Below are 17217 nucleotides of genomic sequence, written 5' to 3'. Positions count from 1 at the left end.
TTTCAAGCGAAAGTGCCAGGGGATCACCTAGAGTCCGAGTTCTGACGATTAGAATCGACTTGCTCCTCTGATGAATCCTCTTTTTTTTCCGAGTCGCTATTATCCTTCGGAGGTCGGTTATACCGCCGATTTCGGGAAAAATTTCCCGTCTTGTTTTTTCGGAACTTACGAGCGTAAGCTTCGTTTCGTTGCGCCTTTTCTTTTTTGGGATTGCGGCGCTTTGCCATGTTGACCTCTTGATAAAAAACGATATGTCTGTGACCCTAATACCCCACTTTCTGCCTCGTCCATGCCTAAGCGATCGGGGAGTGGGTAAGCTTTCTATATTAGCAGTGTTACACTATTCAACCCAGTTTGCCCCATCCTAGTGTATCTTGGCAGCAGTTTTCAATGATAGCCATCATGTCTGGACGGGTAAAAATCAGATTATGATAACAGTCGGTGCATCAGCGATTGACTTGTTCCATAACCATCTGAATCCATGGGTCGTATCTGGTATTTTGTCCAAACGGTATTGGGGATTATTTTCCGCCATCCAGTCCTCGGTACAAGCATTATCCCTGTTTTACCGGATGGACAAATTGTACTGATTCGGCGTCGTGATAACGGAAAATGGGGATTACCTGGAGGGATGGTGGATTGGGGTCAAGACATTCCCACCACCGTGCGGCGGGAGTTAGCAGAGGAAACGGGACTAGAGTTGCTGGCAATTCGCCGATTGGTGGGAATCTACTCCGCAGCCGATCGCGATCCCAGGATTCATTCGGTTTGTGTTGTAGTCGAAGCGGAGGTTCAGGGAACAATGCAGATAAACGATGTGTGGGAAATTACGGCAGTTCAAGCCTTTGAGCGTTCCGCGATTCCCATAGAAAACCTGAGTCATGATCATGGGCGACAGTTGCAGGACTATTTTGAGGGTAAAACTACTGTTGCCTAATGTTCAGTTTTGAGCGTCTAGACGTAGCCTGCTACTTTAAGTGTTAAGTTTTGAAACACCCAGCAACTAGGATGAATTTAACCTTACGCAATTCCCGCATTCAACTACCTTTGGGGCAAGTCTTTTGGCGTGAAGTGGGTACTGGACCCACTCTTATATTTTTACATGGGTCTTGGAGCGATAGTAGTCAGTGGCTACCCTTGATCGAGTACCTGCATCAAGATTATCATTGCTTTGCCCTTGACTTATTGGGATTTGGTGACTCACAAACGCCTAAACTACACTACTCGATTCAGGTCGAGGTTGAGTGTTTGTTCAACTTCATCGAGGCGTTACACCTCCCCCAAGTCTATCTGGTTGGTCATTCCTTAGGCGCTTGGATTGCTGCTAGTTATGCGTTGCGTCACCCTGAACAGGTTCAGGGACTGGTGTTATTAGCGCCGGAAGGCATTCGAGGGGATGGAAACTGGAAAAATTGGCAGTGGCTGAGGTGGTTAGTCGGGCGTCCCCCCTTTGCCTATACTATTCTGCGATCGCTCTTACCTCTAGCACGGCTGTTTGGGCGTCACAAGGATATTGAGAGAGCGTTAAAACAGCGACAACAATTGCTGCAATCCCCGACAGCTTGCCAATTGTTGTTCCGGCGACGGCGGCTGGAAATTCAAGCCGAATTATTACACGAACATTTACCCGACTTAGACATCCCTACATTAATTCTTCAAGGAAGACAAGACTCCCTTGAGGTGATTAACCATGCTCAAACTTATGCCAATCATAGTCCCAATACTAAATTACAGATGATTGACCAAGCCGGAAATGACATAGCCCAAACCGTACCGGGAATCGTTGCTCAGCATATTGATTATTTTGTTAAATATCAAACATGAATCAATAAAATTGACTCAGCCATAAATTAAAAACAATGTACCATGACTTCCCCAGCTTCCCCAGCTTCCTATCCCTACCCCAACACTTATTCAGCAACCCCTAAGTATTTCACCAGACATGATATCAGTTGCTCCTTGGCGAGTTCCCCTATCTCGCGCCCTTCACCGCAACCGCAGCTTACCAGATGCTCGCTACTTTCAACTGGCAACTGTTCGTCCAGATGGGTATCCGGCTAATCGCACCGTTGTCTTTCGTGGCTTTTTCGATAATTACTTAAAAATCATTACCGATGCTCGCAGTCAGAAAGTTAATCAAATTAATCATAATCCTGAGGCAGAAATCTGCTGGTATTTTCCCAAGACTCGCGAACAATTTCGGTTAAAAGGTCAGCTTATTCTAGTAGGAGAAGATTATCCCGAATTGACCCTAAAAAATGAGCGTCAAACAACTTGGCAAGGGCTTTCTGATGCAGCGCGTGTGCAATTTGCTTGGTCGAATCCGGGTGAACCCAGAGTAGAGGGGGATCAGGCATTTTCCCAACCGCCACCTGATCCGGAGCAACCGTTACCTAATTTCTGTCTCCTATTACTCGAACCGATACAGGTGGATCACCTGGAATTACGTGGTGATCCGCAAAACCGATGGCGTTATACTCAAGAGTGCGATCGCCAATGGAGCCAGCAAGCGATCAATCCCTGAATCTTTAAGAATTGTAGCTATTTGTTAATTATTATGCAATAAATTCGCTACAAACTGGAGTCTTATTTAGCCGATATTGATGTAGATTTGCTCAACGATAGTATATAGACATCATTATTGTCAATGATCAGTTGAGATAGATCTTTATTAAAAAAAATGACAGAGAATCCGGAACTTAACTATTTCAGTTAGTATGTCAGTGTATTCCCCCAAGACAGATCGTCCCGAATAAGATGAATTGATTTTATCATGACGTTGGATTTACAGAAAATTTTTCAAGCTACAAACCCCGACAAACCCTTATTTGTAGACAAGTCTCAAGAAGACCAAAACTATTATATCGATTTCTCGTCAGTACGTGGCGGACAGATCATCAAAGAGTTGAAAAATCTGATCGCTATTTTATCGCCGGAGAAACCCACTTGCCAGCTATTTACTGGACATCTTGGTTGTGGCAAGTCTACGGAATTACTCCAACTCAAAGCCGAATTGGAGCAGCAAGGATTTCATGTCGTTTACTTTGACTCTGATCAAAACCTGGAAATGGCAGATGTGGATGTCAGCGATATTTTGCTGGCGATCGCGGCTCAGGTGAGTGAAAGCCTAGACCAATTTCAACAGAATCAAACCACAACTACCCAGGATATTCTCAAGAAAGTGGCGACGCTGTTACAAACCGAGATTGAGCTTTCTGTGGAAAAGCAAATTCCTGGCGTAGGTGAAATTACAGCCAGCACAGAGGGGGATTTCTCCGTGAACTTGGGTATTCCTGGGATAGGCGAAATTCAGGTGGGTAAGGAAGAAGGGTTCTCCCTAGTCGCTCCATTACTGGGCAAAATTACGGCTAGAGCCAAAGCCAGTCCTGAGTTCCGCAATAAGTTAAGGGGGTATCTCGAAGCACGCACCAATGGAATTATCGAAGCCATTAACACTGAACTGCTAGAACCTGGTATTGAGCAACTGAAAAAGTGCGGTAAAACAGGACTGGTGGTCATTGTTGATGATCTTGACAAAGTGGATAGTACAGCCAAACCTTGGGGACGTTCCCAGCAAGCCTATCTGTTTGTCGATCGAGGTGAGCAGTTACGTGGACTCAACTGCCATTTGATTTATACTTTACCCCTAGGGTTGAGGTTCTCCAATGAATTTGGCGCGTTGCTTCAGCGATTTAACCACCCGAAGGTATTACCAATGGTGCAGGTGCAGTTGCGTGATGGGAGTGAATGTGAACAGGGGATGAAATTGCTAAGACAGATGGTATTAGCAAGGGCATTCCCCGCTCTGGATCAGGAGCAACGTCTGAGCAAAATTAGCGAAATTTTTGATCCGCCAGAGACGTTAGATCATTTATGTCGGATCAGTGGTGGTCATGTGCGGAATTTGCTACGGCTGTTGAACAACTCTATCCAAAAGGAGATGGGATTACCTATTTCCCGTAACAGTTTGGAAGAGGTGATTCAAGAAGTTCGCAACGGGCGGAAATTAGCAGTCACAGATGATGAGTGGGACTTACTGCGCCGAGTTGTGCAAGAGAAAAAAACGGCGGGTGATGATGGATACGAAACGCTGATTCGCAGCATGTTCGTGTATGAATATTGCGACAAAGAAGGGTCTTGGTTTGCGATCAATCCAATTTTGGCAGATGCGGAGGAATTGAAGCAATGAGCCAACTGTCTTGTTCAGCACAACCGGAGGTCAATAATCAAAAGTCTTTGCAGGAACTCGCTTGGGCAATTACCATGTCTCAAGGGCGATTTTCCCTGATGTTGGCTCGCTGCAACTACACTAATTTAAGGAAGCGGCTGGTGCAGCAACTTCACCAAATCTGCTCCGTTGAGATCCGAGAAATTATTCTCCAACCCGATGTGAATCAACTCTACTCCCACATTCAACAGGAGTTGGCAGAAGAAAAACCTGCGGCGGTTATGGTTTTAGGCTTAGAGTCAGTTCAGGATATTGATGCTCTACTGATTTCAATGAACCGAGTGCGGGAAGAGTTTCGCAAGTATTGTCCCTTCCCGCTAATCCTCTGGGTGAATGATCAGATCGTGCCAAAATTGATTCGGTTAGTCCCTGATATCGAAAGTTGGGCAAAGCACACAGGATTTGCAATCGCTACCGATGAGCTGCTGAAGGTGCTGCGACAAGAAAGCGATCGCCTATTTGCCTCGGTTTTGGATAAGGGTGCCGAGAGTTTTCTGAGTAATGAGACAATTTTCGGTTCCCGCTATCCCTGGGAACTGGATGCCGCGTTGAGAGATTTAGACTATTGTAATCAGACATTAACTCCAGATTTAGAAGCTTGCTTACAATTTGTTCGGGGTCGAGATGACTACGCAAATGATCGCCTAGACAAGGCTATATCTGAGTATAAAACAAGCCTTTCATTTTGGCAACAAAATAATCATCGGCTGCGACAGGCAGTATTACTGTTTTATATCGGGTTGTGTCATGAGCGTCAGGCGCAACTGGAGCGCTCCAAACGTTTTGAGTATTGGCAGACGGCGCGATCTAATTTTGAAGACTGTTTGCATCTTTTTGAGCAGGTACAACGTGGCGATTTAGTTGCTCGGTTTATCAATCAGTTATGCAAAGTCCTGCAATATTTGAAACAATGGGATGAACTCCAAACATTAGCGGGAAAATCCCAGCGATTACATGAAACCCATGGTACAAGCGTGCAGCTTGCTCAAGATTATGGATTTTTGGCGCACGTTGCTCTACAAAGGCAAAATTCGGCTCAGGCAAAAGAGTTAGCAGAGAAATCACTACACATTCTGGATACTCTCCCTGCTGAACAGCACCAGGATCAATGTTGGTATCTTCTGATTCTGGCACGAAGCTTGCGGCAGATGGGACAGCTTGAGGAAGCCATTAGTTGCTTAGAAAAAGCCAAGGCAAGCGATGCGGGAGAAAATCCACAACTCTACATTCAGATGCTTGAGGAATTACGCTCATTATACTTTGATCAAGGTCAGTATTTAGAAGCGTTTCAGGTTAAAAAATATCGCTACTCAATTGAGCATCAATTTGGTTTCCGGGCATTCATCGGCGCGGGACAATTAAAAGCCGAACGACAAGCAAAGCTGGCGCTAAATCAATATCAAAATTTGCCCTCTGTTGCCGAGGAAATTTTCGCTTCTGGTCGAGATAAAAATATTAAAAAGCTAATTGAGTGGATTGGCGACACCTGTCACAAACTTATTATCATTTATGGTCCGTCAGGGGTGGGTAAAAGTTCAATGGTGGAAGCTGGGTTAGTTCCTGCCCTCAAACAGACGATGATTGGTACTCGCAAGGTTTTACCTGTTACGTTGAGAACTTATACCAATTGGCAGAGAGAATTAGGAAAACGTATCGCTAGGGCTTTGGTAGTAGCAGGAGTTAAAACTAGGCTGAGTGCAGAACATGGGGGATCGCCAGTCGAACTTCTTGAACAACTCCAAGACAATGAACAGAGTAATTTGCTTACTGTTCTTATTTTTGACCAACTTGAAGAGTTTTTCTTTGTTTGCTCCAATCCTAGGGAATGTCAAGATTTTTTTGAGTTTTTGCGAGATTGCTTAAATTGTTCGTCTGTAAAAGTCGTTATTTCTTTACGGGAAGATTATCTGCACTTATTGTTGCAAGGGTCTCGTAAGCATCCTATTGACGCAATCAATAATGATATTTTATCTAAAAATATTCTTTACTATGTTGGTAACTTTTCGCCGCCAGAAACCAAGTCTATTTTTCTGAAGCTGACCCAAAGTTCTCAGTTTTATATGGAGGAAGCTTTAATTGATGAACTGGTGAAGGAGCTAGATCATAATGAACCCCTTGGAGAAGTTCGTCCAATTGAGTTACAGATTATGGGCGCTCAACTCTGTACTTATGACATCACAACTCTAGCTAAGTATCAGAAGCCTAAATACAAAGGCAAACTGGTGCAGCGCTACTTAGAAGATGTAATTAAAGACTGTGGACGGGAAAACGAGAGTATTGCTGAATTAGTCCTGTTTTTGTTGACCGATGAGCATAATCCTCGACCCCTAAAAACTATTGATGACTTAAGGAAAGGGGTGTTTAATTTGTTAACTGATGAGGATGACTCGCATCCCCTAAAAACTTTAAGTAATCTAAAGAAAGAGCTATTTTTAGGAAGCGGTACAGCAGAAGCAGATCAACTAAGTGTAGTATTAAGTATTCTAGTGGAATCAGGATTAGTGGTAATGTTGCGACTCCATTCCACTCAATATTATCAGCTAGTTCATGACTATTTAGCTTCCTTTGTCCGCAAACAAAAAATTGCTGGTTTATTAAGTGAAATTCAAACAGAGCGAGAAGAACGAGAGCAAGAACGGAGGAAGCTAGAACGCACTCAAGCCCAGCTTAATACAGTTTTGCAGCAAAAAGTGCGATTTCAGCGAAGACTAATGGCAACAGGCTTGATCTCTTTTCTTGTCCTCTTCTTCCTAGGGGGATTGGGGCTTTTCTTTTTAGGGGGATTGTGGCGACAAAAACAAATAGCTGAAATTGAACAGACTATTGAAAAATCAGAAACACTCTTTACCAATAACCAAGAACTGGATGCACTAAAAGAAGCGATAACTGCATGGCAAAGCTTGCCAAAGTTAGGTCAATCCAAAGCCGAAATAAAGCGTGACGTTGAACAGATACTACAACGGGCAGTTTCGGGATTTAAAGAGTATCAAGAATACAACAGTCTCGAAGGTCATAAGGATGCAGTCATCCAAGTTGCTTTCAGCCCGGATGGTAAGACCATCGCCACAGCAAGTTTTGACCATACAGTCAAACTTTGGCAGCTTGATGGTAAGTTGATTCGTACCATAAAGGGGCAGAAGAATAAAAGGCATCAGGATAAAATTAATAGCTTAGCTTTCAGTCCCGATGGTCAAATGATTGCCACGGCAAGTTTTGACAATACAGTCAAACTCTGGACGTTAGATGGCATCCTATTACGTACTTTGAAAGGGCATAAGGAGGGAGTTTTTGGTGTCGCTTTTAGCCCCGATGGTCAGATTATTGCCACAACAAGTGGGAATAAAACCATCAAACTGTGGAGAACTAAAGATGGGAAATTACTAAATACTCTGAAAGGACATGAAAATGTAATTGACGGAGTAGCCTTCAGTCCCAATGGTCAGATCATTGCTTCAGCGAGTTGGGATGGGACAGTCAAACTTTGGAGAACGACGGATGACAAATCATTCCGTACCCTAAAAGATGAAACCTTAGCAGAAGACAAAAGCCATAGCGATCGCGTTTTTGGAGTGGCATTTAGTCCCGATGGTCAAATGATTGCCTCTGTAAGTCGGGATAATACAGCGAAACTCTGGACAATTAATGGTAGATTACTTCATACGCTCAACGGTCATAGAGATCGGGTGATCAGAGTCGATTTTAGCCCGGATGGTAAGAGAATTGCGACGACAAGTTGGGATCAGAAAATTAAACTCTGGAGTACAACAGATGGCATCTTACTGGAAACCCTGGAAGGGCATACCGATGGAGTTTTTGGCGTAGATTTTAGCCCAGATGGTGAGATGATCGCCACAGCAAGTCAAGACAACACGGTCAAACTCTGGAAGCGAGATAAGAGCTTGAACAAAAGAATCCTCAAAAATCATTCTGAGGAGATCTATAGTATAGATTTCAGTCTGGATAATCAGAGGATTGCGACAGCGAGTGAAGACGGCACTGTCAAAGTTTGGAAAACGGATGGCAATGGCACTTTGGAAAAAACTCTAAAAGGGCATCAGTCGGGCGTCTACAAAGTGGTTTTTAGCCCCGATGGTACACTCATAGCCACAGCAAGTTTCGACAATACTGTAAAAATTTGGCAGGCTGACGGCACTCCTCTAGCCACTCTAGTCGGACAGACGGAGGAGATTAACAGCCTCGCTTTTAGCCCCGATAACCAAATCCTCGCCACGGCGAATAAGGATAAGACTGTCAAATTCTGGAAACTCGATGGCACTTCGGTAGATACCTTGAAAGGGCATCGGGATCAGGTTCAGGGAATAGCGTTTAACCGAGACGGTACACTGATTGCTACGGCGAGTTGGGATGACGAGGGTATACTCTGGAATCTAGAAGGTGAGTCACTGGAAACCTTAAACGGACATAGTGGTGAAGTTACCGGAATAGCGTTCAGCCGAGATGGTAATATTATTGCCACAGTGGGTAAAGACAAGACAGCTAGACTCTGGAATCGAGAAGGCAAGTTACTAGAAACCTTAGACGGTCATACCGCTGAGGTTAACGGAGTAGCGTTCAGCCCCAATGGTAAGATTATTGCCACAATGAGTAAAGACAAAACCGTCAAACTCTGGAATCGAGACGGTGAGTTGCTTCATACCCTCTCAGAACCAAGGGATTTGGATTGGCAGGTGAGATTTAAATCTGAGAGTCAACTCATTGCCTCGGCGATTGATGATAACACCGTGATTCTGTGGAATGTGGAGCTTTTGCAGCCCAATCAGCTCATTGAGCGTAGTTGCGATCGCCTACGGGATTATCTCCAGAATAACCCTAGTCTTGACGAGAGCGATCGCGATCTGTGCGACGGAATTAGTTCTCAGAAGTCTTCGCCATAAAGTAAGCCTAGAACTAAAGTTTTCCTCTTAAAGCTTAAACCCGTTAAAACGGGTTGAAAGACTTACCCAGTAAGCTCCATTCTTACTTGAGCTTTAGGTTCCGTCAATTTATTTCCTGGCGTTGGCTGCTGTCGTGCGATCGCGCATCTACTAACTGACCTTTTGGTTATATCATAATTAACCTTAGTTTTCACGTCTGACTACTTATATTTTGAGTAGGAGAGTGGCAGATGGTGTAGGGACTCACTTTCACTACTATCTTTTCGGTTGTACCCTTTCTTTAACTAAACTCGCCCCGATGCAAGTTTCTAGGTTTCCCGTGAAAAGCCAGGAGCTTCATGTCCTGATATCGTTTATGACCAAATATACGCAATAGATTATCTATAACCTTGTAGTTACAGCAGTTTGCTCTGCTATGCGGTACATTGTCGATCCCCCTAAATCCCCCTTAAAAAGGGGGACTTTGATCTACCGTACTTTATTACAGCGCAAAGCGCTGTATCACCAAGTTCCGAAGTTGTTGCCACTCAGGTAACCAATTCCAAATATCCTCTTTCGAGTTAGCAATGCGTTCGACCAAAACATTGCAAAAATCCCAGGCTGTTCCACGTATAAATCTGGCTCCAACTCGTTCCATCCCGCAGAGTAAGTCTTTACCTGAGAAAAAGGTTAGATAGTGCTGGAATCTGACACCACCTGATCGGCAAGTCGGTAGTATTTGCTGAAATGTTGTCAAGACATCTTCTTCGCTAACCGTTTGAATCCTATTATAATCTTGTACACAGCTACGAATTCCAGCATAGCAGTCCGCTTCAGTTAAGCTATCAGGAAATGGATGCTTTCTTCCAGTCGTAGAATGCCAATAATTTCTCAGTTGTTTGGGTTTTTTAATTGCAGATTGTGACAAAGCGATTCTGGCAGCCGAATAATCAGCGATTAAATGAGCGGCTAAAACCACTGAATAAGCAATTTGTTTTTGGACAAATTCATAGAGAATGGGAAAAATAGATTGCTCTCCACCCGACATTTCGGTAATATCATACGTGCGATTACCATCACTGATTAAAAAGTAGTAATCTTCTGGAGTAGGAGTATCCACTCCGGGCATCGCCTCTAAACCAGCAAAGGAACGTCCCGGAAATATTTTCTTGTACAAATTTTCTAATTCAAGTAAATAGTCAACCGTATAAGTATGGGTAAGCTGGGCGAGTCTCCAGCCATTCAGATACTTCCGTAGCTTAGAGACACCAAAGTCAAAAGAGATGCGGCTATGATAAGCATCAAGCGTTCTATCTTCAGAGGGTTGACCATTCGTTGTCGGTGCAGGTGAGGTATAACCCGCATGGCGAAACTGATCAAATTCGCCTGTTGCAGCAAATCTTGGGTAAGGTAGTACAGCTATGCTACCCGACGAAAATTGTCCAAGGGTGCAGTTTGAGCAAAAATGGGTATAAATCAGGGGGTTTGTTGCTGTCGTGCGATCGCGCATCTACCAACTGACCTTTTGGCTGTGTCACAATTAACCCAAGTCCTTCAATTGACTCAAATCTGATTGGGGCAGTAGGATAGAAATGGCAGGATGCTCAGAACAGGTAGATAAGTCTAGAGGTTAGTAACAGTTAGCACAGAGGGAGTAAAAAGCGCGATCGCGTTTTGGTGAAACGGCATCCGTTTACTTTTAAACACGAGGAGATATTAATTAATGAGTGAATATGTTTTAGCACGCATTGAAGCCATTCAACAAGAATTAGAAGCTTTAAGGAAACTCGTGGCTCATCAAGTGCAGAATACCAAGCGTCCAACCCATTTAAAAGGATTATGGAAAGATATTGAGATCACAGATAAGGATATAGAATCTGCCAAACAAGCTGTTTTTCGGGATGCCTATAATTGGCAAGATTGAGGTAATGATGCTACTTTTAGCATGGCTTAGTTGATCCAATTCTACTCAATTGGAAAACTGGGAATTAATTGATCAATGTCTTCCATGAGTTGCATGGTTTCTTTGAGGGCAACCACGACTTTTTGATAGTGCAACAGTTCATCAAAGGATAAGGTGCGTTTAGCTTTCTTGCGGTCTTTCAGCCATTTGCTTAACACTTGATAACCCCCAATCTTAAATTCCCACACATCGGGAGCAATGCCTTCAAAATAGCGGCTTTTGTTGATGTAAACACACTGTTCTTTGGGTTGGTAGGTGACTTGGGTAACAGCATTGTCACCATCACCACCTATTTTGGTAATGAGTTTATTGAGTTTCTTGGATTTCATCAGGTGTAGATCGACTAACTCTTGACCTTTTGTTCCCAAGTCTTTGAAGAGTTTATCATTGCTGGTTAAGGGGACACGGGGAAAGTCAATTTTGAGAAATTCAGCATAGCGTTGGCGATAAGTGGGGCTGTGGAAGATGGCGTAGATGTAGTAAAAGATGGCTTCTGGGGTGGGGATGTAGCCAAGTTTTTCTCGAATGGCGGTAATGAAATCTGAAGATAAATTAGGAGATTTTTCAACAAATAAACTACCTTGGTTGTTTTGAGTATCGGGATAGATGTAGAGAGGGAAAACCTGATTAGCCTCTCTGCTAGTTGTCGATATTACACAGTCATTAGCTGGAGTATCTGCACACCAAACATGATGAAAACCAGGAGTAGCTTGTTGTCTTGAACAAAGCAATGACAAATTCTCCATGGTCATATTCTTCTGCAATATAGATCTGGGGTAATCCATTGCAACTGTACTAAAGTAGCAAGGTCGCCAATCAAAAGGACGATAAAGGCAAATAATTAGCGATTTTTCCCAATTATTATCAAGACTAAGTTTTTTTCGTGCATCTTCAACTTGCCAATCTCTATTATCTTTTAGTTCATATTTATGTCTAATTTTATCATCCGATTGACTAAGATCTCTAAATACCTTTAATCTTTGATACAGATTTTCACGATCAAAATCAATTGCAAAATGATCCCTATGAGTTTGAAAACCCAGGGTGTTGATAGGCATAATTGCTGTGATTTTCCAACCGAATTCGTACTCTTTACGCAAATCTTTGTCTTGAGGGGTGAAAAGATAGAAGGGTGACTGAGGAAAGATTTCTGCCCATTTAACTGTGGTGACATCATGTTCCTGAAGATAGCGATATTTATCTTCCCGTGAACCCCAGAGATCAGCATGATAAATCTTAGTCATAAATTACTTCACTCCATATTTTAACTCTATCGGATTAGGTTCAAGATAGAGTGCGATCGCGTCACGAATATTCTCTAAGGCTTCGGCTTCGGTTTCTCCCGCCGAAACACAACCGGGCAATTCTGGACACCAAACCGCCCAATCTCCCGTTTCTGCATCGATTTCAAGCACTACACGCCATTTCATCAGGGTTTCTCCTGGGGATATTTCACCATAATAGCTACTGCTACTCCTTGTTGGATATCAAATACATTTTTATCCGGTGAACCATCGGGAGCCACTTCTTTTTTCTTACTATTACCATGTAAATCCATAAGGTAAATCTCGTCAAACGTCTTCTCTAAACTCTGGCGCATTCCCCGAAATGTGGGATTATCTAAATAGCCATGATTCGTAATCAATGCCATAATCCCGGAACCTGTGCGATCAATTCGCCATTGCCCAAACCGAATAAATTTTACATAATCATCTTGCAGCCATTTAGGATTCTTTTCACCTAATAGCACACCATCCACATAGTAATAATCGTGAACCAATCCAGCAATCCACTCACTCTTATTAGCGGAATGTCCAGAATAGGGTGGATTTCCTAACACCACCATTACAGGCACATCTCGCTTCACCGTCGAGGCTTCATTGGCTTCCTGTGCCACAAACTGTCCAAACAAAATCTCTGACTTTTTCAGTGCCTCATCCAGTGTATTGGTCAAATAAATCCCTAATCGCTGTTTCCCCTTAAATTGATACCCCAATTCTTGCAGTGCTAGCCCTAGCTTGAGGTGAGCAATCGCATAAGGTGCCATCAATAACTCAAAGCCAAACAAGCGATTTAGTAAATTATCTTCCACATAGCTATCCCACTGGTTCGCCATGCCAATGTCTTCCAGATTGCAATAAATTTGCTTAATTACCTCATATAAAAATGTACCCGTACCCGTTGCCGGATCAAGAATTTGCACTCTCGGCTTCTGGGTTTTCGGATCTTTGGCATTATCGGCTAAACCTAACGGCAAATCAAACCGCTCTTTGAGAATCGCATCAACGGAACGGACAATAAACGATACCACAGGTTCCGGTGTGTAATAAACCCCCCGACTTTTTCGCAAGGCTTTGTTATACGCCGCCAGAAATGTCTCGTAAAAATGCACAACTGGATCATCTTGGCGAGTGCGCTGCCCAAATTTTTCGAGAATACTACTCATATCCACCTGAGCCAGCAATTGCACTAAATCATCAATAGCCCAATCAATCTGACTGACGGCATCGGTTTCCACAATCGTATTAAATAACCGCTTTAAAAATGGATTCGTAGCCGGAATATAGGTGCCAGCCGTGCGACGGGTAAACCCCTCACCTCCTGGATTTTGGGCATGACCGACTCGTGCCGCAAATAGTCCATAAGATATCGTCTGAGCATACATATCGGCAAAGTCAGGATCGGTTAATTGGGGGAGTAATACTTCACTAAATCCCTGCTTTAATTGATGTAATTCTCCCTTATTTTTCTCCTGGCTTAGAGCGGTTAGAGTTGCTAACCGAATTGCCTTAGTTAACCTTGCCATCTGTTGGGCTAAGTTTTCAGGATTGCTGATAATATCCCCTGTATAATTGAGAAACTGCTCCAACAGGGCGGCAATCTTTTCCGTATTCTTGACTTGTAGTGTACTGTCGTTAATATCAGCTAATACTTGCTTCAGTCGGCGCTTACCATTGACATACCAGCGAAACTCTAGATAATTAGTTAACACCAAATTGGGGAACGATTCTAGATAACGCTGCAATTGCTCAGTTTTTTCAATGGAATTGAGATTTGACCCCACATCTTTAGCTTCTACATAACCCACCAGCAAGTCTCGCCGCTTTACCGTAAAATCGGGAATCCCGGCTTTGTTGCCTTTTTCTTCAATAACGGCATCAATTCCATTAGCCGGATCATCGAGTAAGGCTTTTAAGGCGGGGTAATGACTGCGTTCACTTCCTTTTTGTCGGTTTTTTTGAATGGATTTGAGATAAGAGTCAAAGGAGACAGAGGGCATGGTACTTTAACTTTAGTAGGACGGGTAAAATCTTGTAGAGATGCACTAGGTTCTGTCTCTATAGTAGATAAATCCTAGTGGCGTGACACACCTTATTTGGTGGATTAGTTTTACATCATCCAAACCGTAGGGGCGCACCGACGTGCGCCCATGAAATCGTCAAATCTATCCCACAATTTTAGCTGTGTCAGTCCAGTAGTGGCGTGGCACACCTTATTTGATGAATTAACCATTAGCCCCGAAACTGTAGGGGCGCAAAGACTTGCGCCCGATTCAATCGTCAAATCTAATCCACAATTTTAGCTGTGTCAGCATCTTATGGTAGAGACGTTGCATGCAACGTCTCTACATTAGGTTAAAATCGCCCCACCCATTAACTTAGAATACCGATAATCTAACTCCGCCTTAATTAACGGCAGACTCTCCAACGCTTTATCCTCAAGCACAATCTTCTCCGCCGCATCTCTTGCCAAATTCAATACCTCTTGATCCTCTACCAAACTGGCTAAGGCAAAATCCGCTAACCCTGACTGACGCCGCCCTAAAACCTCCCCAGGACCCCGGAACCGCATATCCATTTCCGAGATAAAAAAGCCGTCTTGAGACTGTTCTAACACCCCCAAACGCTGACGCGCTGTATCCGTTTTCGACCCACTCATTAATAAACAATAGGATTGATGGGAACCCCTTCCCACCCGCCCTCGTAATTGGTGCAACTGCGACAAGCCAAACCGTTCCGCGTTTTCAATCATCATCACTGTCGCATTCGGGACATCTACTCCTACCTCAATCACCGTGGTAGAGACAATAATTTGCGTCTGATTATCCCGAAACGCATTCAGCGCCTCATCCTTTTCTGCTGAACTCATCCGCCCATGTAGCAAACCGACCTGAAATTGTGGGAAAATACTCTCAGATAATCGCTGATGTTCCTCTACTGCCGATCGCACATCCAGTTTTTCTGATTCTTCAATTAACGGTAGGACTATATACGCCTGACGCCCTTGGGCAATTTCTCGCCGCATCAAGTCATAAGCGTTTTGGCGTTCCTTCCCAGTTAATACTGACGTGTGAATGTTTTGACGCCCTGGTGGTAACTCATCAATTTGACTCACATCCAAATCCCCATGCAAAGTTAACGCCAAGGTTCGCGGAATTGGCGTTGCTGTCAGGGTTAATACATGAGGCGATTGTCCCTTTTGTTGCAACTGCGCCCGTTGTTCTACACCAAACCGATGCTGTTCATCTATTACTACTAATCCTAAGCGCTGAAAATTCACCGGGTCCTGTATTAACGCATGAGTTCCCACTAATAGCGGTAATTCTCCCGTTTCTAACTGAGAATGGATTTCCCGCCGCTTCTTCACCTTCACCGAACCCGTTAGTAATTCCACGGGAAGATGGAGTAAATTAAACCAACTGACTAATTTACGATAATGCTGTTCTGCTAACACTTCCGTCGGTGCCATTAATGCGGCTTGATACCCGGATTGAATCGCCGCCAAAATCGCAATTACCGCTACTACGGTTTTCCCGGAACCCACATCCCCTTGGACTAAGCGATTCATCGGGGTGGGTTGTTGTAAATCGTTGAGAATATCATTCACCACCCGTTGTTGGGCAGAGGTGAGGTCAAAGGGTAGCAGGTGATAAAATTGATCAACCAGTTTCCCCGTGGGCGCGAGAATAGCACTGGATTGCTGTTGCTGCTGCATTTTCCGCCGCTGGAGAAACCCTAATTGTAAATAGAAGAACTCATCAAACACCAAACGGCGTCTGGCACGGCTGAGGGTATCCGTATCTGGGGGAAAATGGAGATTCGCGATCGCATCACTCACGCCCATCAAATCATACTGCTGACGCATCCCCTTGGGCAATGGCTCTTGCAGTTGATTCACCGCTGGTAAAGCCGCCATTACCGCCTGTCTCACCCAATCGGCGGGAACCCCTTCGGTCAACGGATAAACGGGCATCACCCGACCAATTTTTAAGGAGTCAATACTCCCCCCCAGATGGTCTAAAACCTCAATTTCTGGGGTATCCAGGGTAATCCCATACTTATTCTTTTTCACCAACCCCGACGCCGCCACAATCGCCCCGGCTGGATAGCGACGTTTTTGTTGTTCTTGCCACCCCCGATGACTGTAACGATTCCCGGCAAAGAAGCGATTCAGTTTCAGTTGACCCGTGCTATCTTTAATTAATAACTCAAAAATCGATAACTTTTTATTCCGAGGACTGGTAAAACAGTTACAACGCTTCACCGTACCCACTACCGTTACCGTCTCCCCGGCGACTAACTCTTTAATATTCACCTGACGGGCATAATCAATATGATCCCTGGGATAATAGTAGAGCATATCTCGCACCGTATATACTCCCAAACGCCCTAAATAATCACTGCGACGACGACCAATATCGGGTAACTCGGACAACGGTGAGTCCAGGGTAAAATTAACGTTTAACTTGGAGGTTTGCGAAGCCACAGGCGTAGTCTGGGGAGATTTAACCGTCGATGTTTGAGGCGGATGAGTCTTTTCCCGTTCCCGGCGTTGAAGTTCCTGTTGCAGCTTGTTGAGGAACTGTTGCGTATCTACCACCAGATGTTGACGCGCTTCTACCGTCTGATGATGATAACGTTCAAACTCAGCCGCAATTGACTGCCATTTGCGCCGTTCCACCGGGAGAAGTCCGTTGGGTGTCTTGCCAAAACTCAAGCAGAGAAACTCACTAAAACGGTACTGATTTCCCTGTAAATCAGTAAAGCCATTTTCGGCTTCCACCGCCAGCGCTTTTTGCAATCGTGTCCAATCTGGAAATTCTGTACTCACAATCTCTGAATTATGAATGACAAATAACGAACGACTTACGA

Annotated in this window: 13 protein-coding genes; 7 read left to right on the top strand and 6 right to left on the bottom strand. The window is 44.1% G+C overall.

The features are described 5' to 3' along the window. Positions 1-23: 23 nt before the first annotated feature. Positions 24-227, bottom strand: coding sequence for a hypothetical protein (locus RIE73_RS21635; protein ID WP_446403147.1), 204 nt, complete (start codon positions 225-227; stop codon positions 24-26). Between the two features lie 254 nt (positions 228-481). Here RIE73_RS21635 and RIE73_RS21630 point away from each other — a divergent pair, with 254 nt between their 5' ends. The 5 genes from RIE73_RS21630 (at position 482) to RIE73_RS21610 (ending at position 9123) form a co-directional block, all read left to right on the top strand. Next, complete coding sequence (locus tag RIE73_RS21630) at positions 482-937, top strand: NUDIX hydrolase (RefSeq protein WP_446403146.1); 456 nt, start codon at positions 482-484, stop codon at positions 935-937. A 71-nt stretch (positions 938-1008) separates the two neighbouring features. Continuing rightward, on the top strand, positions 1009-1824 hold the full coding sequence (locus RIE73_RS21625; RefSeq protein WP_446403145.1) for an alpha/beta fold hydrolase: 816 nt from the start codon (positions 1009-1011) through the stop codon (positions 1822-1824). A gap of 121 nt (positions 1825-1945) precedes the next feature. Further along, positions 1946-2524: an Npun_F5749 family FMN-dependent PPOX-type flavoprotein gene (locus tag RIE73_RS21620; protein ID WP_446403189.1), complete on the top strand. Its 579-nt coding sequence runs from the start codon at positions 1946-1948 to the stop codon at positions 2522-2524. Positions 2525-2773: 249 nt separating this feature from the next. Further along, a complete protein-coding gene (locus RIE73_RS21615; RefSeq protein ID WP_446399005.1) occupies positions 2774-4189 on the top strand; it encodes a P-loop NTPase fold protein in 1416 nt (471 codons plus the stop codon). Beyond that, positions 4186-9123, top strand: coding sequence for a WD40 domain-containing protein (locus RIE73_RS21610; RefSeq protein ID WP_446403144.1), 4938 nt, complete (start codon positions 4186-4188; stop codon positions 9121-9123). Before RIE73_RS21615 ends, RIE73_RS21610 begins: the two co-directional genes overlap by 4 nt. A gap of 481 nt (positions 9124-9604) precedes the next feature. On the opposite strand, the gene RIE73_RS21605 is transcribed toward RIE73_RS21610, so the two are convergent. After that, entirely contained in the window at positions 9605-10612 is a 1008-nt protein-coding gene (locus tag RIE73_RS21605; RefSeq protein ID WP_446403143.1) for a hypothetical protein, read from the bottom strand. A 213-nt stretch (positions 10613-10825) separates the two neighbouring features. Between RIE73_RS21605 and RIE73_RS21600 the strand changes: the two genes are divergently transcribed. Further along, complete coding sequence (locus tag RIE73_RS21600) at positions 10826-11026, top strand: hypothetical protein (RefSeq protein ID WP_446403142.1); 201 nt, start codon at positions 10826-10828, stop codon at positions 11024-11026. 41 nt (positions 11027-11067) lie between these two features. Here the strand turns inward: RIE73_RS21600 and RIE73_RS21595 are convergent, their stop codons facing one another. The 3 genes from RIE73_RS21595 to RIE73_RS21585 are packed head-to-tail and all read right to left on the bottom strand — an operon-like array spanning position 11068 to position 14345. Then, complete coding sequence (locus tag RIE73_RS21595) at positions 11068-12309, bottom strand: type ISP restriction/modification enzyme (protein ID WP_446403141.1); 1242 nt, start codon at positions 12307-12309, stop codon at positions 11068-11070. Between the two features lie 3 nt (positions 12310-12312). Further along, a complete protein-coding gene (locus tag RIE73_RS21590) occupies positions 12313-12495 on the bottom strand; it encodes a type II toxin-antitoxin system HicB family antitoxin (protein ID WP_446403140.1) in 183 nt (60 codons plus the stop codon). Further along, positions 12495-14345, bottom strand: a complete 1851-nt coding sequence (locus RIE73_RS21585) for an N-6 DNA methylase (protein WP_446403139.1) — start codon at positions 14343-14345, stop codon at positions 12495-12497. The genes RIE73_RS21590 and RIE73_RS21585 overlap by 1 nt, the downstream gene beginning before the upstream one ends. Positions 14346-14495: 150 nt before the next feature. Between RIE73_RS21585 and RIE73_RS21580 the strand changes: the two genes are divergently transcribed. Further along, on the top strand, positions 14496-14648 hold the full coding sequence (locus RIE73_RS21580) for a hypothetical protein (protein WP_446403138.1): 153 nt from the start codon (positions 14496-14498) through the stop codon (positions 14646-14648). A gap of 47 nt (positions 14649-14695) precedes the next feature. Here the strand turns inward: RIE73_RS21580 and recG are convergent, their stop codons facing one another. Further along, complete coding sequence (gene recG / locus RIE73_RS21575) at positions 14696-17176, bottom strand: ATP-dependent DNA helicase RecG (RefSeq protein WP_446403137.1); 2481 nt, start codon at positions 17174-17176, stop codon at positions 14696-14698. Positions 17177-17217: the final 41 nt, after the last annotated feature.

Source organism: Coleofasciculus sp. C1-SOL-03, assembly GCF_040220555.1.
Lineage (GTDB): Bacteria > Cyanobacteriota > Cyanobacteriia > Cyanobacteriales > Coleofasciculaceae > Coleofasciculus.
This window is presented reverse-complemented; position numbering and strand designations above follow the sequence as displayed.